20 protein-coding genes and 1 pseudogene are annotated in these 19,115 nt (G+C 50.2%); all 21 read right to left on the bottom strand.

The features are described from left to right. Positions 1–139: 139 nt before the first annotated feature. Positions 140–1,153, bottom strand: coding sequence for an NAD(P)-dependent oxidoreductase (locus PK629_05505; protein ID HOP10929.1), 1,014 nt, complete (start codon positions 1,151–1,153; stop codon positions 140–142). 48 nt (positions 1,154–1,201) lie between these two features. Beyond that, positions 1,202–1,747: a ferritin gene (locus PK629_05500; GenBank protein HOP10928.1), complete on the bottom strand. Its 546-nt coding sequence runs from the start codon at positions 1,745–1,747 to the stop codon at positions 1,202–1,204. Between the two features lie 150 nt (positions 1,748–1,897). Next, positions 1,898–2,065 (bottom strand): annotated as a pseudogene (locus PK629_05495) (DUF4180 domain-containing protein). 208 nt (positions 2,066–2,273) lie between these two features. After that, on the bottom strand, positions 2,274–2,495 hold the full coding sequence (locus PK629_05490) for a DUF4180 domain-containing protein (GenBank protein HOP10927.1): 222 nt from the start codon (positions 2,493–2,495) through the stop codon (positions 2,274–2,276). 29 nt (positions 2,496–2,524) lie between these two features. Beyond that, complete coding sequence (locus PK629_05485; protein HOP10926.1) at positions 2,525–3,712, bottom strand: Xaa-Pro peptidase family protein; 1,188 nt, start codon at positions 3,710–3,712, stop codon at positions 2,525–2,527. Between the two features lie 92 nt (positions 3,713–3,804). Further along, positions 3,805–4,314: a hypothetical protein gene (locus tag PK629_05480; protein HOP10925.1), complete on the bottom strand. Its 510-nt coding sequence runs from the start codon at positions 4,312–4,314 to the stop codon at positions 3,805–3,807. Positions 4,315–4,453: 139 nt separating this feature from the next. Further along, the gene (locus PK629_05475) at positions 4,454–4,654 is read right to left on the bottom strand and encodes a DUF4177 domain-containing protein (GenBank protein ID HOP10924.1); all 201 of its coding nucleotides are present in this window, start codon (positions 4,652–4,654) and stop codon (positions 4,454–4,456) included. A 76-nt stretch (positions 4,655–4,730) separates the two neighbouring features. Continuing rightward, positions 4,731–5,360 (bottom strand): CPBP family intramembrane metalloprotease, encoded by a 630-nt coding sequence (locus PK629_05470; protein HOP10923.1) that lies wholly within the window; start codon positions 5,358–5,360, stop codon positions 4,731–4,733. A gap of 36 nt (positions 5,361–5,396) precedes the next feature. After that, positions 5,397–6,158 carry an MBL fold metallo-hydrolase gene (locus PK629_05465; GenBank protein ID HOP10922.1) on the bottom strand — a complete coding sequence of 254 codons (762 nt, stop codon included), beginning with the start codon at positions 6,156–6,158 and terminating at the stop codon, positions 5,397–5,399. A 47-nt stretch (positions 6,159–6,205) separates the two neighbouring features. After that, entirely contained in the window at positions 6,206–6,697 is a 492-nt protein-coding gene (locus tag PK629_05460; protein ID HOP10921.1) for a GNAT family N-acetyltransferase, read from the bottom strand. A 31-nt stretch (positions 6,698–6,728) separates the two neighbouring features. Then, positions 6,729–7,586: a DUF1295 domain-containing protein gene (locus PK629_05455; protein HOP10920.1), complete on the bottom strand. Its 858-nt coding sequence runs from the start codon at positions 7,584–7,586 to the stop codon at positions 6,729–6,731. After that, entirely contained in the window at positions 7,583–8,314 is a 732-nt protein-coding gene (locus PK629_05450; GenBank protein HOP10919.1) for a hypothetical protein, read from the bottom strand. Before PK629_05450 ends, PK629_05455 begins: the two co-directional genes overlap by 4 nt. Before the next feature lie 27 nt (positions 8,315–8,341). Further along, positions 8,342–8,827, bottom strand: a complete 486-nt coding sequence (locus PK629_05445; GenBank protein HOP10918.1) for a GNAT family N-acetyltransferase — start codon at positions 8,825–8,827, stop codon at positions 8,342–8,344. 148 nt (positions 8,828–8,975) lie between these two features. Next, complete coding sequence (locus PK629_05440) at positions 8,976–10,412, bottom strand: condensation domain-containing protein (protein HOP10917.1); 1,437 nt, start codon at positions 10,410–10,412, stop codon at positions 8,976–8,978. 27 nt (positions 10,413–10,439) lie between these two features. Next, complete coding sequence (locus PK629_05435; GenBank protein ID HOP10916.1) at positions 10,440–14,051, bottom strand: FtsX-like permease family protein; 3,612 nt, start codon at positions 14,049–14,051, stop codon at positions 10,440–10,442. A gap of 40 nt (positions 14,052–14,091) precedes the next feature. Then, a complete protein-coding gene (locus tag PK629_05430) occupies positions 14,092–14,796 on the bottom strand; it encodes an ABC transporter ATP-binding protein (GenBank protein ID HOP10915.1) in 705 nt (234 codons plus the stop codon). A 26-nt stretch (positions 14,797–14,822) separates the two neighbouring features. Further along, positions 14,823–15,056: a phosphopantetheine-binding protein gene (locus PK629_05425; protein HOP10914.1), complete on the bottom strand. Its 234-nt coding sequence runs from the start codon at positions 15,054–15,056 to the stop codon at positions 14,823–14,825. 148 nt (positions 15,057–15,204) lie between these two features. Continuing rightward, positions 15,205–16,950, bottom strand: a complete 1,746-nt coding sequence (locus PK629_05420; protein ID HOP10913.1) for an AMP-binding protein — start codon at positions 16,948–16,950, stop codon at positions 15,205–15,207. A gap of 566 nt (positions 16,951–17,516) precedes the next feature. Continuing rightward, a complete protein-coding gene (locus PK629_05415) occupies positions 17,517–18,020 on the bottom strand; it encodes a DUF3795 domain-containing protein (protein ID HOP10912.1) in 504 nt (167 codons plus the stop codon). Continuing rightward, positions 18,020–18,598, bottom strand: a complete 579-nt coding sequence (locus tag PK629_05410; protein ID HOP10911.1) for a flavin reductase — start codon at positions 18,596–18,598, stop codon at positions 18,020–18,022. Before PK629_05410 ends, PK629_05415 begins: the two co-directional genes overlap by 1 nt. A gap of 21 nt (positions 18,599–18,619) precedes the next feature. Then, positions 18,620–19,063, bottom strand: a complete 444-nt coding sequence (locus PK629_05405; GenBank protein HOP10910.1) for a YdeI/OmpD-associated family protein — start codon at positions 19,061–19,063, stop codon at positions 18,620–18,622. Positions 19,064–19,115: the final 52 nt, after the last annotated feature.

Below are 19,115 nucleotides of genomic sequence, written 5' to 3'. Positions count from 1 at the left end.
CGTTCCGTCCGAAAATTTTAAAATATTGTTGAGAATCATGATAAAATTCCCATTTTCAAGAATCGCAATTCTTAGGAACGGTCAAGACCGTTCCCTACACGATTTTTAATGGCGTCACCATCGGCGACGTAAATAAAATCTATTCACCTTTCATCCCGACTGTTTGCAATTTCTGATCCAAAATCTCAATGCAAAGCTTAATCGAATCACCGATGGCTGCCTCGATATCGTCGGGCTTCACACCGAGCGGCTCGCTGCCCTCCGACTTGTCAATAAACAGTTCCGAACACTGAATTTCGCCGAGTTTGAGCAAATTCAACCCGCCGTCGATGTTGTGCGCCTTTTGTTCTTTGCGCATCTTTTTGGCGTTTAAATCGAACATCCACTTCGGAATGGTGATGATTTTCCTGTCCGGAAAACCGAGGTAACGGTGCATGATCGCGAGCATCTGCTTCCAGGTCATGTTGTACCAGCCGATCGGATAGCAGCTGCCGCCCTTGTTTTTCTCAAGCGCGCCTGCAATCGCCTGCCCGACCTGCTTGACCGTGACCATCGTCGTGCCGCCCGCCGGATAAAACGTTGATTTTTTCATGCCCCGAATCATCTCGACCAAAAACAGCCAAACGGGTTTGCGGCCGGGCTGTGTGCCGAAAATATAGGGCAATTCGAGGACAGCCACGTTGAAATCACCGTCGGCGAACGCTAGCGCGGCGGCTTCCTGATCGCGGCGGCTGCGGATATAGGGGTGCCATTTGGTCAGCTGCATTTCGGGCTTTTTCTTATCCAAATACGAAAAATAGGAGCCCAAAATCACCGCATGCTTCACGCCGGCGGATTTGCCGATGGCCAACAAACGCTTGACCGGGTCGATATTGAACTTTTTATACATGTCGTAGATCGGCGGCGGGCCTTCGACCCGTTCGTCGACGCCTGCGGCAAAGATAAAGCCCTCGCAGCCGGACATGAGGGTTTTGATGGCCTCGTCCGACATCTCGAGGATGTTTCCGAACTCGATTTTCATCTCGGGCGGCAGCACCGCACCGGGCGGCAAAGGCGGAAGCGCCACCGAGACGACCTCATGCCCGCGCCGGATCAGTTCGGCAGCGGCTTCGCTGCCGAGCAAACCCGTTCCGCCGACCATAAAGACCTTCATGGCAAGACCCTCCTTTATTCTGTTTTCGTCTGCGGTTGTTTTTTACCGTCAGGCCATGGCCGTGCCGCCGAGTTTGGCGTCGGTCGGGAACGGATTGACATAGGCCCGCGCCGCAAGCTCCTGATCGAGCGTCAGCAGCTGTCCCGAGTTTTCGCCGATCAATTTTAACCGGTTGATGATGTCCTGGGCGTTCGCCTCTTCCTCGACCTGCTCGTTGACATACCACATAATGAACTGATAACAGGCGTGGTCGTTTTCTTTCATCGCGAGGGTGGCGATGTTGTTGATGCGCGCCGTCACTTTTTGCTCGTGGACAAGCACGGCTTTGTAGACGTCCAGCAGGTTTGCGAAAGAGGTCGCTGCCGGAGGTGCCTCAATCGCGGCAAAAGTCGGAACCGCGCCGCGATCCAAGATATATTGGTACATGTGGATGCCGTGGGCCATTTCCTCTCTTGCCTGCACCCACAGCCAGTTTGCCGCGCCTTTTAAAGCGGCATCCTCCGCATAAGCCGACATCGCCTGATACAAATACGCCGAATAAAATTCCGCGTTTACCTGCTCGCTGAGCGCCTTTGCCAATGTTACACTGATCATAATTTTACCTCCGTTTCGGTTTGCGAATCTATGGTTTGGTGTTGAGAACTCGGTTCATGTTACACTTGATTTTGAGTGCATGTATCGTATAGATCAATTTTACTATAGCTCCTAAAAAATATCAAGGGGCGAACTGTGTTCGCCCCTTCATCAAATAACTGATCCGCTCAACCGCTCGATCGCTTCTCCCTCGGTGGCGACAAAGAAAATGTCCCGCCCGTTGTTGCTCTCGTAAATAAAATCCTTTAGCGATTTGCTTGTGTATAGAGTGTCAACTGCGGTTGACGCTCCGGAGTAATCCCCGATCATCGCCAGCTTGCAGTGGCAATCAGGGCGCATTGAAAAATTCGTCAAGGATTTTTCATTAATCAGCGAAGCTGGTAAAACTCAAAATTTTATTTTTGAGCGCCGCCCTGAATCGCGGCATCTGAAAACAAACGTTTTGAAAGCGTTTGCGCCCGAAAACCGCAGTTTTTGGCGACTAAAAACCTTCATAAAAATAAGGTTTTTAGTTTTTCAGTAAGCCCTAGTTGGTGAATTTCTGCAAAATCTCACCTGCCAGCCGGGTGCTGAGGATGAAAAAGTCCTCGGCGACGGATTCTTTATACATGGCGATACGGCTGCTGTCGGCCTCGTATTGCACCGTCGCCATCAAATCCAACGCCGACTGCACGTCGTATAACAGCTTTTCATCCGCAGTCACTACCGCGATTTTTATGTTGTTTTTCTCAACCGTCCGAATCTCCACTTAACTTTCACATCACCTTTCAATCAAAATCATACCGTCATAATATCAATCCCGCCGCCGGTGACGCATTCGCTGTGTCCGGCCTTGGCGATGTAAGTGTCCTCAACGCCCACGGTGCCGATACCCGGCAGCCCGCATTTCGGCTCGACTGCGAACACCATGTTTTCCTGTAACGGCTCGTCAAAGCCCTTTGCGATCACGGGCAGCTCGTTGACGTGCAGCCCGATTCCATGCCCCAAGAACTTGACGCTCTGTCCGTATCCCATAAAGCCCGTCGAGAGTTCCGACGGCAGTTTGTCGGTGAGTTTGGCGTAAATTTCGGACGGAATCGCTCCCGCAATCAACATTTCGGCACACCGTCTCTCGATGTCCATGCAGGCACGGTGAATTTTCAACACGCTTTCATCGGGCGTTTTGCCGAACGAATACACCTGCGTCTTGTCGCTGTTGTAGCCGTCGATACCGAACCCGATATCGACAAATACCAGATCGCCTTTTTGCAGTTTCCGCTCGCGGCTGCCGAGTCCCGGAGAGGCCGCGTTCATGCCCTTCATGCCGCCCGGGCCGTCGAAATTGGTCGGGTAGACCGAGTTGTCGCCGAATCCGAGCTGTCCGACGACTGCCTCGAACTGGAACATCGTGAACCGCGAAACGCCGTGGTGACCCTGTTTCATCATCGCCGCGAACAGTTCCCCGTGAAATTCCGCCTCGCTGATGCCCTCCCGCAGCAGCGTCGGGACAACTTCTTCGAGCAGGATTTTGTGCTGCTTTCCCGAACGGCGGATCAGGTCGAGTTCATACGGGCTTTTGACCGCCCGCTGCGCTGCGATGATCGGTTCGAACGGCAGAATTTTATCCATTTTAAAATACTTCCGGAACCGCTCCATCATCGCGACCGGCACGATTTCGACCTCGAGATAAGTCGTGCCGAATTCGGGCGAAAGCACCGAAAGCATATCCCGGTAAGACCCCATCGGATAGACGATATCCAGCGGGCACTCGTCCTTGGCCCGCTCAAAACTCTTGCGCACAAACAGATAGGCGCTGCCGTCCCGTTTTAAAATCAAAACGGCGTCCTGCATCGTTCCGGTCAGGTAATATTGATTGATCCGCCCCGCAATCAGCGCGGTCTCGAATTCGGGATTGGCTTTGGCCATCGCCCCGATCAGTTTTTGAATGCGTGTTTCAAGTTCGGTTTTCCATTGCGTTTGATTCATGATTTGTTGTTACCGCTTTCGTAAAATTCTATCGCGTAGGGACGAACTGCGTTCGCCCGATGATTGGTATAGCGGGCGAACACAGTTCGCCCCTACATTATAATCCCGTAAATACTCTCCGCGATCTCTTCGGCGCTCATTTGGTCGGAGCGAATGCGTGTCTCATGGGCAATCGGCGGACGTTCTTTGATTGTGCGGTTGAGTTTGATGGCGGTTTCCCAGTCCTTATATAAATTCCCGTTGGTACGGGTCATAATTCGGTTCTTAATGATTTCATTGTCATCGGAATACAGCATAAACAGCATATATCCGTCTTCGCCGTATACCTCCGGCAGAGTCGCAACCAGCCGATCCGGCAAATCGGTCAAAATCACATATTCAAAGCCGTGTGCAAGATAATTCTTCGCCACCAGCGCAAGCGAGGAAAACGAGAGTTCCTCCTCTTCGGAATACGGAATTTCGGTGTGCGGATTCAAATTGCGAAACTCCGGGATCCACCCGAACTCAAACCACGGGCACTTCAATTTTTCATGAAGCAGCCCGCCTACCGTGGTATTGCCGTTGCCCGGCGCGCCGTGTATAACAATAATCCCTTTATTCATGGCTCTTCCCCTGATTTACCCCATTTTCCTCTAAAAAACGACCAAACCGACAACGGTATTATAGCAATTTTTTCTTCGTTTGTCATCTGCTGCTTTGCAACCACATAAAAAGCGCCCTGAATGAATCAGAGCGCTTTTCCTAATAATTCAATTTCCGTTTAAAGATAAAGATCAAACTCCGTGATTGCCCATACGCTTGATTGGATGAGGTCCCGCTCACCAGTTCCCAGCCGTCTTCGCCCAGCCGGTTCAGTTCAGCCTGCAGCCGGACGACGTCCACCTTTCCGCCTGACCAACCCTCGGTATCATAACAATAGGTATAATATTCGAATTTATCCATATTTAAAATCCCCTCCTTTCGCAATAATAACATAATATGCCAAATAAATCAAAGGAAAACAATACATATTAAGCGACTATCTACCGAACAGGTTCATCACCCCGTGAAGCAAAATCGTCGAGTAGCAATTTTTTGTCTTCAGCCGCACAAATCCCAGGACGACTCCGAAACACAAGCCCACAATCACTTTCCACATCATGGCGTTCGCAAGCCCCGTCTCAACACGGAAGGCAATGGAACTGATATACCCAAGGTGCCAGAGCCCGAACAGAACGGTCGAGACGAGATAGGTCTTCCATTCCTTTGTGAAAACCGTGTTCAGTTTTTTCCAGATATACCCGCGAAAAATCAACTCCTCAAAAATCGGCGTCACGATGCAGGCAAAAATATTCATCCAGATCGCCTCTGCCCCGCCGAAATAATTCACCGGATTGACGATGAGCAAAAGAATGGCTGCCGTGGTGGCAATGATATAGCCAGTTCCGAATTTTTTCGGAAATACCGACAATTCGACTTTTTGCGCTCTGAAAATGAGCGTATAAGCGACCGTCAGCAACGCCATTGCGGCCATCATCGCCATGTGGTCGGAAAAATCCGTCCGCTCCACAAACACAAAGATGAGCTGCTGGATTCCGAACAGCAGCGCCTGCAATGTGACCATCAAAAGTAAAATTCCCCCGACGGTTTTTAAATGCCCGGTCTTCATTTCACATCCCTCGTTTTCATATAACAAACCATCCTATCACAGCCATACCGCCCAATCGCCGTAATCGAATGTTCCGCTTCCGTGACGGAGTTTGCCGTCCGCTTTCAGCTGTCGAAAAGCGCCGCGCATCCGATTCAAAATCTCCGGTTTGATCTCCAAGCTGTGATGTGCCGGAAAGACCTTTTTTACGGATAAAGAAGCGACTTTTTCCAGCGAATCCAAATAGGCCGCCGGGTCGGTGGACGGATAATACGCAAATAACGTATCCTTATAAACCAGATCACCTGTGAATAAATATCCCCGCGCCTCTTCCCAGAAGCACATATGCCCCGGAGAGTGACCGGGTGTATGCAGCACTCTTATGACGCGTCCTCCGAGGTCAATCACATCTCCGTCATGCAGCACGCGTGTGGGCGTTCCCTGAAAAAATTCATAACCGTTTACATCATATCCGTCCGGTAAATCACAGCGGTCAATCACCATGTCCCGAATCGTCTCCATCGTCAGGGGAAATTCGCCGGAAAGCCAATTCAATTCCGCCTCGTGGGCGTAAATATCCGGGTAATATCGATGCCCGCCGATATGGTCCCAGTGAATGTGCGTCGCCACAGCGGTTACGGGTTGATCCGTCCGTTTTTTCACCTCTTCGGAGATGTCGCAGATGCCGAGTCCGGTATCAATCAGCAAACTGCGTTCCGTCCCGTTCAGAAGATAGCAGTGCGTCTCTTCCCAGTGCCTGTATTCGCTGATGATGTATGTATCCGCGTCAATGCGGTCTATTGTAAACCAATCGTTCATAACAATCTCTTTTCCGTTCAGTGATTAAACCGTTTACTCTCCGAAAGCTACAGCAGATGATAATACGGGCAGATGTCCTCGTAATGCCCGTCTTTCATCCGGAATCCGCCCGGAATCGTCCCGAGCTGCACAAACCCGAGCCGCTCATACAGATGCCGCGCGTGCGTGTTGGAGGCGACCACGGCGTTGAACTGTATGACCTTGAATCCGTGCTGTTTGGCTTGTAAAAGGCAGTCTTTCACCAGCATTTCCCCGATATGCAGACCCCTGCTCTCGGAACCGACGGCGAAACTTGCGTTGCAGATATGTCCGCACCGCCCCACATTGTTGGGATGGAGAATATACATTCCGTATATTTTCGAGCTTTTTCTACATTCTGCGACACCGCAAAAAGTCTGTTCGGCAAAAAACGCCCTGCCCGTCTCCTCAGTCAGGCACTCCTCCTGCGGGAAGGCGATCCCCTCCTCCACGACCTCGTTCCAGATACGGATCATCTCGGCGGCATCGGCATCCCGATACGCCCGGATTTTGATCTCCATGATTATGCAAATCCCTTTCTGTTTTTTCGGTTTATTTCGGGATCGGAAGCAGCATTCGGGTCTCTTTTTGATACTGCTCATACCCCTCTTTATACCCTGCCAGATGCTTCTCCGCAAGCGGAATGCTGATAAACAAAAATAACAGTGTATTCATAAGCGCCCCAATCAATAAATACCAGCGTTCGATATGGCTCGGAAGCACCGCCAGATAGACGCCCCACCACATCATGATCTCACCGAGATAATTCGGGTGGCGCGCGTGTTTCCAGACCCCGGTGCGGATGATTTTCGTCCGATCCCCGGTGCTCTTTTGGAATCCGTGCATTTGAATATCTGCTGTCATCTGCAAAACCGCTCCGGATAAACTGATAAGCAGCCCAATCAAAGAAAACGCGCTGAATGTACTTTGCCCCGTTACATAATAGACCGCCGGCAAAATACACAGATACACGATAAACGTCGGCATCAGTTGAATCCCCACAAGGTTGACAACCTCGTAAAATTTCCCGGTCTGTTCCTTAATCCGGTCATACCGCCAATCCTGATGACCCAGCCCCTTGAAGGTATAGGCCCAGTTAGCGGTCAACCGGATGCCCCAGAATAAAATAACGGCAAACAGCAGAGCAGATCCCAAATCAATACTGCCCTTTTGAATCAACAACAGCGTTAAAATGACAATGGGCTGCACGCTCCAATAAGGATCATAAACCGACGCATTGCGAAAAATAACGCTCGCTGCCCAAATCAGCACGGTCGCGGCGGTATCCGCAGCCAGCAGCTTCAGCCAAACCGCGCCGTCTATATGCAAATAGATCATTGCACCCGCCAAAGCGGCAATGAGATAGCAGATAAAAATCATCAAAAAGCCCCTGCCGGTTTTATTTTTCAATTTCCCTCTCCTCCGTTTATATCCGAAAATGATTTCCCGCCGATGTTTTGGGGGCGGGATTTCCTTTCGAACAGCATCAGTCCAAAAGCATAAAGTCCGATCACGATAAAAGGAATATCAGGCAGCCATCCGGTCAACACGGTGGCGGTTCCAATCAGCACCGCATAGATCGCCATCAACCGGAACAACACCCGGTTTCCGCGGGGATAATTTAATGTGAACAGGCTCAATACGACCATCGTTGTCGGACAGGGCATGAGTCCGTAATAGGAAAAAAGCAGGTCGCTGACGTTCAGGGTGAACCCCTGCCCGTACTGATAAAACGGATACCAGAATCCCCAAACCAGCACCGGCAGCACAGCCCACCGATATCCCGCTGTCTGCCTGTAATCAAGATCAATGCTCTTTCGAAACAGTTCCCGCACCCAAAAGAACGCGATGAATGCCAACAGTACCGGTGCGGCAAGAAACACCAGTAGATAAACAACACCGATTCCCGCCCAGTAAATGACGCCGAAAACGCCCCAGTACCCGAACAAAAACAACCAATTCAACGCAAAATAAGCCGTGAATACCGTTCTGACCCGATTGCCCATGCAAAAAACCAACAACAGGACGATCAGTGAGGCAATATGAAAAAACGGCGCAAGGGTCGTGCCGAATAAATCGAACTCCATCTCGACAAACCGATGGAATCCCTCGCCGAACACGGCCGGATCAAAGCTCATAATCCCCTCCTATTTCTACGGCTTCTTTCACCTGATCTTTTGAAAAGCGATTCTGGGTGACCCATTCGCAAGATAAATTTCCCCGCAATAAACAAAACCCAGTTTTTCCAGCAGGCTCCGCATGGGTTTGTTGTCTTCGTGCGTATCGATCCGGATATTGCCGGATTGCTCAAACGCCCAGTTCAGACAATAAGTCGCAGCACCCTTTGTCCCTTCGGCGGAGGCGATTCGGTGAACCACTGCATACGGTTCGTCGTTGCGCCATGCACCGCCTTCGACTATGCGATAGGTCGGGTCGTCCTCACGCGCATAATAAAACACGGCGGCAATTTTGCCATCATCCGTGCAGACATAGAGTTTCCCCTGACGGATATCGTTTTCGATCAATTCCCGCGGGGGATGACAATCTCCCCACTGCTCCGGGTTGCCGTTCTCCCGCATAAATTTTCTCGCATATCCGTAAATTTTCATAATGCTGTCGATTTCGCCAACTTCAGCTTTTCTGATTTCCATAACCGTTTTCCCTCTGTCTTCCTTGCTGTCTGTGATGAATTAAATATAACAGGTTCGAACGGATAATTCAACCTGCATATTCATGCTCAAAAAAAGAAACCGTCATTTTACAGACGGCTACTTTTTTGAATCACGATAAATTACCGCCTTAAAGCACTGCTGCCGAAAGATCCTTTTTCGTATCGGTTTCGGGCGCCCCGTGCAGTAATTCACCAATCGTGATATCGGGATTCGCAACGCCCCTTTCCATCACTTCAACGCTCTGCTCAAACAGCGCCTCCAGCTCATGGGGATACAAAATTTTCACCATATACTCAAAGCGAAAATCGAGCCCGCCGTCGTTCATATTGGGAACCACCACAGTATAAAGCGGCAGCGTGAACCGGCCATTGCTGTAATTACCGAATTCGCAGTGCCAACCCTCGGGCAGTGAAAGCGAAAGCGGAACGCAGGTCAGCAGCATCGAATAGGTCCAAGAAAACATCGACATGTGTTCCATGGCTTTGATCTCACCTTGATGAAGACAATATAAATAATCCGCATGGCGCAGAACCTGATATTGCACCTGCTGGGTATGCTCGATCGCCTGCTGAAACGTCTGGTCTTTTTGAATCACGGTGCGAAGGGGCAGCGCATTGACGCGGCAGCCGCCGGAGCGCTTGTCGGCAAGTGTAATTCTCCGGTTGACTGCGATCATAAAAGTGACGTCGTCGGTCTCCTCGCTGATTCTTGAAAGATAAGTGCGCATACCGACATAGACCATCGTCTGCAGTGGGACTCCGTTCTTTTCACAGTAAGCCAGAATCGGCGCGGCTCTTTCCGCGGACAGATGTATCCCGTAGTTTTCGCTTTTATCATATATAAACGTATTCAGGGACATATAGCGAAGATTCGGGTCCCTCTTTTTGCGGCGCATTTTGTTCAGACAGCGCATATTGTCGGCACCGGCATAAAACGAGGGGCCGTCTTTGGCATAATAATGTTTATAAAATTGACGGTGTTTCTCCAGCTCCTCTTTGTCATTGAATAACTGCAGATCTTTTTTCAAACATTCCTCGAATGCGGCGAGCGGCCGGGGCATAGGGGTCTTGTTTTGCAGCGCGGCAATGACCTCAAGCAGATCGGCGAACAATAAAACCACGGCATACAGATCTGCGAGGACATGAGAGATGTTCAAATAGATGCCGGTGTGTCCGTCATAAGTCCGATAAAAAATGAAACGGTACACTTCCCCTTTCTTGGTTTTCAGTGGAGTGTGCGCGTCTTTCATCAGCACGGCTTCCTGCTCCTGCTTTGTTTTTCCCGTGAAATCCAGAATCGGGATTTTGTCTAACCGATATTCCGGCATAAAATACTGTTTGAGGCTTCCCTCATGTTTTTCGAAGCGTATACGCAAACAGTCGTTGCGCGCAATCTCCGTGTTCACCGCCTGTTTCAGCAGTTCAAAGTCAAACTGCTGGTTGACAATCATGTAGAAGACAATCTGGTTGCACTCCTTGTGCAGGCTGTACTGCAGCTGTACCAGGGGCAGCTGCTGTGAGCCGAAAATGTCATAATACGTTCTGCCGGTTTCTCTTTTTGACATAATTTTTCCTCCGTCCTTGTTTTACCGCTATTCAACGGCCTTCAGTGATTCGACCATGCTGATGTCCCGCATGCGTTTGGTCATCAACAGGTTAACCGATACGATGTAGAACGCGGTGAGCAGCGCGGCATACAGATAACTCGCGGTTGCGATGTCTCTGGCGAATTTGACCATATCCGCCTCGACCGTCTGAAGCATAAACTGCGCCAAAAAATAGCCGATCACACCGCCGAGCACAATCCCGACGGCGCCCATCACGAAGTTTTCGCGGAAAATGTACATATTGGTCTCACTGTGCTTAAACCCGAGTACCTTGATGGTGGCAATCTCACGAGTGCGTTCGGAGATGTTGATATTGGTCAGGTTATAGACTACCACAAAAGCCAGCGCGCCTGCCGCAATCAACATGACCAATATGATGATGTTGATGCTGTTAATGGTCTCGGCAAAAGATTTCCTTGCCGCATCGATGCTGACGATGGACAGAATCGAGCTGTCCTTCGCCAGCCAGTCGGACACAAAGCCCTCAAAATCGGTCATGTTTTCGCTGGCTGCGCATGCAATAGAATTAAACTTTATATCCGTACCGAAAGTCTGCTCATAAAGCGCGGGCGAGATGTAAATATAGTGGTAGATATAATTTTCGGTGACCGCCGTAACCGGAAGCGTATAAAGCACCTCGTTCGCGATAAAGGTGACGGTATCTCCGACGCTGATACCGAGCGCCTCCGCCAGTTTATCGGTGACAATCACGCCCTCGTCGCCGAGTGTAAGCGCACCTTCGTTCTTGGGATTGCGCAGGGTGATCATCCGTTCCATCTGCGCGATGTCCTCCGGCGCAAACACAAATACATTGCGGATCACCTCCCCGCCTTTTTCAGCCTCGACCGGCAAAATCTTCGAAAACAACTCGCCGCTCAGCCGGTTATCTTCCGCAAACTGCTGCCCCAACGCATTGGCTTCGTCACGCGTCAGTTCTCTTGACAGCGTAAACATAATCTTATAGCGGTTGATCTCTCCGTACTGCTTATCCACGATCGGATTAACCCCGTCGCGCATGCCGAAGCCCGCCACAATCAGTGCCATGCAGCCCGAAATGCCCAATACCGTCATCATCAGCCGCAGTTTATACCGAAACAGGTTGCGCGCGGTGATCTTTTGGGAAAAACTCATCGCGGACCAAAATCTCTTAAAGTGCTCGAGGAATATTTTTCGGCCGCCTTTCGGCGTCTTTGGGCGCATCAGTGCGGCAGTCGGCGTTCTCAGCTCCTTATAACAGCAGTACCAGGCCACCATCACCGTGCAAAGCAAGGCAACGAACATTGAAATCAGCGACATATCCCACGGAATTTGAATATCAATATCGGGCAGGCGGTACAGTGCGGAATAAGCGCCGATGATCACCCGCGGCAAAATCTGAATACAGACCAGCTGCCCCAGCACGCTGCCGAGAATGCAGGCGACTGCGGAGTAGATCATGTATTTGCCCGCAATCTGCGCCGACGAATATCCTAACGCTTTGTAGGTGCCGATCTGAACACGCTGCTCGTCAACCATGCGGGACATGGTGGTCAGACAGACCAGCGACGCGACCAACAGGAAAAACACCGGGAAAATCGCCGCGATCGCGTCGATGCGTTCCGAATCCTGATTGAAACCCGCATAACTCTGGATAACGTCATCACGCGTGAAAGCATACCATTTCCCCGATTCGACCTCGCCGAACATATTTTTTATATTCTGTATGCGATTGTTCCCGTCGGCGATTGAGCTCTGCGCGTTGGCGAGTGCATCCAGATACTCAGCGTATCCCTCATCGTATTTTTTTTGTCCCGCAGCCAGCTGCTCTTCTGCGGCCTCAAGTTGTGCTTTTGCATCCGCCAATTGAGTCAAAACCAATGCCTTTTTTTGATTGAATTCCGCCTCACCCGCTCTGAGCTTGGTTTCGGCAGCCTCCAACTTCAACCTATTGGCCCGCAACTGCGCGTTCGCCTCATCCAGCTCTTTCTTTCCGGCCGCATATTCAACTTCTCCGCTGTTCAATTCTCCGTAGGCCAGATCGAGCTGCGCTTTGGCTTTGTCCAGCTCCTCTCGAGCTTGCTCCAACTGTTGATTCGCGGCATTCAGTTCCGCTTCGGCTTCCAGCAGTTGAGTTTCATAACCCTCGATCTGTGCCACAACCTTTTGGAGTTCTTCCAGCGCCTGTGCGCCCTGATCCTCTGCATTCGCCACACGTTCGGCAGCGGCCCGAACCTGCTCCTCCAACTGAGCGGTCACCTCCGGGTCGGCACCGCCGTTATCGATATAATCCTGAAGTTCCGCCTGCGCCTTTTCGTAAAGCGCCTCCGCTTCCTCCATATTGATCTCTTCCCCGTTCAACACGGCTTCGGCCATAGCGACAGCCGCCTGTGCGGTATCGTAAATTTCTTTGGCCTCGTCAAACTCCTGTTTTGCCGCCGTATAGCGCGTCAGCCCATCGTTGTACAACGCCTCATTTTCCTGATACTCAGCCGCACCGAGATCATACTGTGCCCAGCCGTCGTCCAGTTGTTCGCGTGCATTTGCGAGTTTTGCTGCGCCCTTGTCATATTGGGCCTGAGCGATGATCAGCTGTGTTTTCCCTTCGGAGATTTTAACAGCAGCGTCAAATAATTCATCTTCGGCTTTTTTAAATTCAGCCTCAGCTTCCGCTTTGGCTTTATTGTAATCATCCCAACCGGCGTCGATTTCGGCCCTCGACTTCTCCAGTTCCAGTTTCGCCTCATCCAGCTGCCGCTTGGCGTCGTTCAACTGAGCGTAGGCGTCGGACGTCTGCAAGTTGAGTTCGCTTTCCGCATCTTCGATCTGTGTTTTGATATTCTGCAAAAAAAGATCATAGCTGACCCGGCCGGCCTCATCGATTTGAATCGACGCCCGGCTGATGTCAGCTGCATATTGCGCGTCGAACGCGGTGACGCCGGCGGCTCGGTTTAAAAGAACATAGAGCTCCGTATAGCGGGAATATTTGAATTCGGAAGCAGGAAGCATGATGTAATAAGAGATAATGCCGTTTCCGACGGAGGATGTCCCGTAAGAATAGGAGATCTGTTGTGGCGATTTAATCAGACCCACCACGGTATAGCTTGTGCCGGAAATAATGGCATCTGTTGCTGTTGAGCCCGCAGTGTCGGAGAAGCGGATGACATCTCCGACGGCGATGTCCGTATCCTGCATACGGTACGGCGCGGCAAGGCACTCACCCGGATTTTCGGGCATGCGGCCTGCGATCAGCTGAACGATATTCAGCGTGTCTTGTTCACCTGAAATCGGCAGCGAAGATACGCGGGCCACACTGTTGCCTGCGTCCTCCGTAACGATCAGATCGGCCGAATAGGACGGCATCACGCCCGCCACACCGTCGAGCACGCGAACCGCCTCCACGTCGCTGTCGTCGAAACCGACGGTAGATATAACCTCCAGATCCATCAGCGAAGAGGCGTTAAAATAATTCTCCGCCGTTGCGCGCATGCTGGGAGCCGTCGCCTTGACGCCGACAAAAAATCCGACGCTCAAAAAGGTAATCAGCGCGATCGAAATAAACCGTTCGCGCGAGCGCAGAATCTCCCGGCGTGTATCCTTGCCCAACATTCCCGTCTTCATATCCGCTCCTTTTCCCGCCCGGAACAAATCACCCTGCGGATTACCATTCCAGTTCCTCCACGGAAACGGGCGAGGGATTGAGGTCAATCGAGGCCACCGAACCGCTGCGCATGCGGATCACGCGGTCGGCCATGGGGGCGATCACCGTATTGTGAGTAATTAATACAATCGTCATCTTCTGCCGCCTGCAGGTCTCCTGCAGCAGGGTGAGAATCTTTTTGCCCGTGGTATCGTCCAGCGCCCCGGTCGGCTCGTCGCAGAGCAGCAGTTTCGGATTTTTGGCCAGCGCGCGGGCAATCGCCACCCGCTGCTGTTCGCCGCCGGAAAGTTGAGAGGGGAAATTTTGTACACGTTCACGCAGCCCCACACTTGAAAGCACCTCCACGGAATCGAGGCCGCTTCCGCAGATCTGCGAGGCAAGCTCTACGTTTTCACCCGCCGTCAGATTCGGGATGAGATTATAAAACTGAAAGACGAATCCGATGTCCATCCGCCGGTATTGAATCATTTTCGACTCGGAGAGAGCGCTGACGGCTTTCCCGTCGACAATGATGTCCCCTTCGTCGCAGTTATCAATGCCGCCGAGCATATTGAGCACGGTGGTTTTCCCGGCGCCGCTGGCGCCCAAAATCACCGCGAATTCGCCTTTTTCAATGGTGAAATTGACCGCATTTGCGGCCACAATTGTCACTTCGCCCATCTGATATCGCTTATAAACATCCTTAAAAACAATATACGGTGTCATTGCCTATCCTGCCTCCTCAAGACGGATCAGTGCAGGACGGTCTCTTTTTCAAGATAGGCGATAACGTCGCTGATATACTGAAAATTAATCGCTTCCCGTTCAGGAATAGCCACCTTGAATTCCCGCTCCAACACCGTTATAAGATGGATGAACTCCAGCGAATTTAATCCAAGATCCTTTCTCAATTCGGATTCCGGAGTGATTTCCGCCGGGTCCAGTATAACGTATTCGGACAGAATGGTAAGTAATCTCTCATACATAATAAAAACGCTCCTTTTTATACATTTATTTATATTAGCTTTACAAATCTGCGCGCATACCGCGGATAGAACAAGTCGTCCCATCAATTAACGCTTTGCGTTCTCACCGCGCATTTAAGCAGGTATCAATGTTCTTTAAAAAATAATATTATATCGGAATTCCCTCACCGTAAGAGAATTTGTTCTGTTCCTCGACGACTTTGTGGCGGATGACTTTTTTGGTGGTCGTGCGTAAAAAATCCTCCTGTGTGATAAACAATTGGTGCATCTGCTTATATCCGGGCAGCAGTTTATTGACCCGCCGCAGATCCTCGGCCACCAATTTTTCGATGGTCTTGTGATCCATCGATTCAAAGTAATTTTCCGCTTCAATCTTCAGCGCGGCAGCGATGGTTTGCATCAGCATCCCTTTTACCTGATATTGATAGGAATAGACCACCGCATCCCTGACATAGGGCATTTGCTGAATAATTTTGGCCTCGATCTCCTCCGGATGCACATTCTTGCCGTTATTGAGGACAATTAAATTCTTTTTTCTGCCGACCACCGTGATCTCCCGGCCTCTCAGTTTTCCGTAATCCCCCGTTCTCAGCCATTCGCCGTCAAAGGTCGCAGCGGTGGCCGCCGCGTCTTTGTAATACCCCAGCATCACATTTTCGCCTTTAACACAGATTTCGCCGACGCCGTTTTGATCGGGTTGGTCGATTTTAACCTGAATGCTCTTTAACGGTTTCCCTACGGCTTCCGGATGCCGGTGCGCTTTCAGGTTGACCGAAACCGCAGGAGAACATTCAGTCAGCCCGTATGCGGTCACCACGTCGATGCCTAGGCTGTAAAGACCCCGCAAAATCTCCGGATCAATTGCCGCGCCGCCGCACATGACCCGTTTGAAGTTTCCGCCCAAACTCTCTTTCAGCTGCTTGAACAGGATGTCACGGATGTCGATGCCAACCGCAAGCAGCAGATTGGAAATTTTAATCGCAGCCCGCAAATCCCGGTCGCGTCCCTGCCGCTTCGTCTCCGCCCAGATGGTTTTATACACCGTCTCCAAGAACAGCGGCACCACGATCGACATACCGGGTTTCACCGCTTTAAAGGTATCCAAAAGCCCCTTGAGTGTCGCACAGATGTAAATATTAATACCCTTTAGTATCCCGGGCAGAATGTGGCAGTTGAGTTCAATGGTATGATGAAACGGCAGCATTGACAGCGACTCCGGTTCGCACGGCGCGATCCTGACGATGTTCTCAATATTGGTGCAGATATTTTTATGGCTGAGCATGACTCCCTTGTTCGGACCGGTAGTTCCGGAGGTAAACAAGATCACCGTGACTTTCTCCCGATCGATCTGCCTGTCCAGATAACGGCGGTCTCCGCGGCTGAGCAATTCTTTGCCGTACTGGATCAACCCGTTCAGCGTATCGGCCTCGTCCACGCCGGGAAGCGGCTCAAGTGAAAATCCCCTCACTCCGGCGTTTTCCAACATTCGAGCTGCGCCGTGATAGGATCCGGTATAAAACAACGCACTTGCATCGCCTTTGAGCGCCAGATTTTTAAGGTCCTCGTCGGGCAGCTCTTTATCCAGCGGAACAATCACACCCACGCCGCATACCACCGCCATGTAAGTAATAAACCATAGATAGGAGTTCTCCCCCACCAGTGCGATATGCGCATCCGCAAAGCCGTAATCCATCAGCGCCGTGCCCAGTGCATTGATGTCGTCGACAATGTCCTCACAGGAATATTGTACGATTTCACCGCCACGCGTCTCACGCAGAACCGTTTGACTGCCGTATAGCGCCAAAGCTCTATACAGCAATTCTCTCAAGTCCTGCAGAGGAGCCATCGGCGAAATCGGCTTCCGGCGGGTGAAGTTTGTCTGATGATTTTTCATAATAAGTTGACCTCCGTTCCGATTAAAAAGCCGGCAAATATTTTGCATTGCTGTTGTTTAATCCGCAAAAGAAAACAAATATAGAATATAAAAATCGGAGCATAAAATAATCCTATGTTTAATCATACAAATTAAATGACACCTGTCAATCGCTAATTTTGGTATTTTATGGGAGCTTTTGCCGAATAATCTTTTTTCCTGTAAAATGGCATAAAAAACAAACTCCGCAACGTCTTTTTTATCTTTTGCGGATGAAACCATTCGATGAAAAGATTTTCGGAAAATAGGTGTTTTTTATTTCCTGCTCTTTTAATCCCTTTGTACAAAAAGATGTATTCATATAATACCACTGTTTAGTAACAAAAATGGTTACATTTTCCCATATTTCCTGTATAATTTAAAAATATTCCGCTTGTTTTTAAAAATTACCTTGTGCTTTTTTTATATGAGCCGAAATCAAACTAAACAAAAGTGATCATATTATAATCGTACTATCACAATAAAAATTTGAACCCCACGTAGAATAGCGTGGGGTTCAAATTGATTTAAAATATTACCTAATGTAATTATTTCTTTGCCGCGTCGTATTGCTCGATATAATGTGCGATGGCTTTGTTCTTTTCGAACCACGCCTCAAAGCCGTGTTCTTTGATGTAGGTGTTCCCGTCCAGCCAACGCTTCCGGATCCCTTCGGGCACCACGTCTTTTTGACAGGGGAATTCCGCACACTCAGCGCAAAAATGAATCCCGCGTTCCTTAGTGCACTTCGGAATATTACAACCCTTAATGCAGCCCCCGTGCGCACCGCAGTTGGTCTGGCAGCCCTCGCAGCCCGGATTTTTGTAAAGCTCTTCGAGCATCTCGTTAAAGATATTGATCCGGTTCAGTTTTTCAATGCGTCCTTCTGTCAGGTCATTCTTATAAACATTTACATGCCCCTCATACCAGCCCTTATAAAGTTCATGCAGACAGGCGGCATGTTCACGGATCCCGCCGTGGATATAGCCGAAGCAGGTATAGCACATCAGGGAGCAAGGGCCGATCGCGTTAATCATTTCTTCTTTTGTCATCACTGTTCTCCCGTAACCTTTTTCATCGGCTCGCCCCATTTTCCCATGGCACGCCCTTCCCACGAGAAATAGGTGCCGCCCACCGTTCTTGCCGGGCGGATCATATGAAGCTTATCCTCAAAGGAAACCGAATCATCACTCAACGCCTCGTCGGCCAGCACATTGCGGATTTTACATAAATAAATGTCCACACCTCCGTCCCGAAAAGTTTTATCGACTTCCAGCTCGAACGTCCAGGGACATTTTTCAAGCACCGGAACCGAGAGCACCTGCCCTTTTTCAACGCCGACCTCAATCTTCATCTTATCCGCATCATACCCCGACTTGCAGCCGAAATAGTCAGCCAGCGGAAGCAGTTCTTCGGTCACCATCCCCATCGAAAAGACCCCGTTCCTGCGGATGTTGTCACGGGTGCGTTTATCTTCGCAGATCGCAGCCATTACCCCGAGACCTTCGCCCCAATAATAACTCACCCAGCAGAACAGCCCGAAGTCCGGCTTGCCGTCCTCGTTGTATGTACCGTAGACAAACAGCGTCTGCGGGCAGAAGCCGTTGGAAACCGGTATAGATTTTTTCATGATTATAACCCCTAAAAAGTATTATTTCCGCTCTGTAAGCAGTTTCATCAATGCCACGATTCTGTTTGCCCGGGTCTCTTCCTTTTTTGAAATTTCGATATGGTTGAGTTGTTCGCGTTTGTAATAATCCGGTTGGTTTCGAAACCGTTCCAAAACACCGAAGTCCTTCAGCGCCTTTTCGATATCGGCGGGAATCACGACCGCTCGCTTTTTCGCGTCTCTTTCCAACGTCACATGCACGCTGTCGCCGAGGTTTTTACCGACCGCCCGCTTGATAAATTCGTTATAGACCAGATAGTGCCCGTTTTTCGACGGCAGCAGCATGTGGTCGAACGGATGCCCGTCCACCGTAATGCAAACCGGAATGTTGCCCTTAGAGCCGAACTGTTCCGACACCGAATACGGGAAATAGAACACGTTCCATTTAATCTTGCCCGAGCAGTTTGATTTCGCTGTCAAATTCAAATTTCAAAACAAACCCTCTTTATGCGTTATTAATTAAATTCTGCGCTGCCCC

The sequence above is a fragment of the Oscillospiraceae bacterium genome (assembly GCA_035380125.1).
Classification (GTDB): domain Bacteria; phylum Bacillota; class Clostridia; order Oscillospirales; family JAKOTC01; genus DAOPZJ01.
This window is presented reverse-complemented; position numbering and strand designations above follow the sequence as displayed.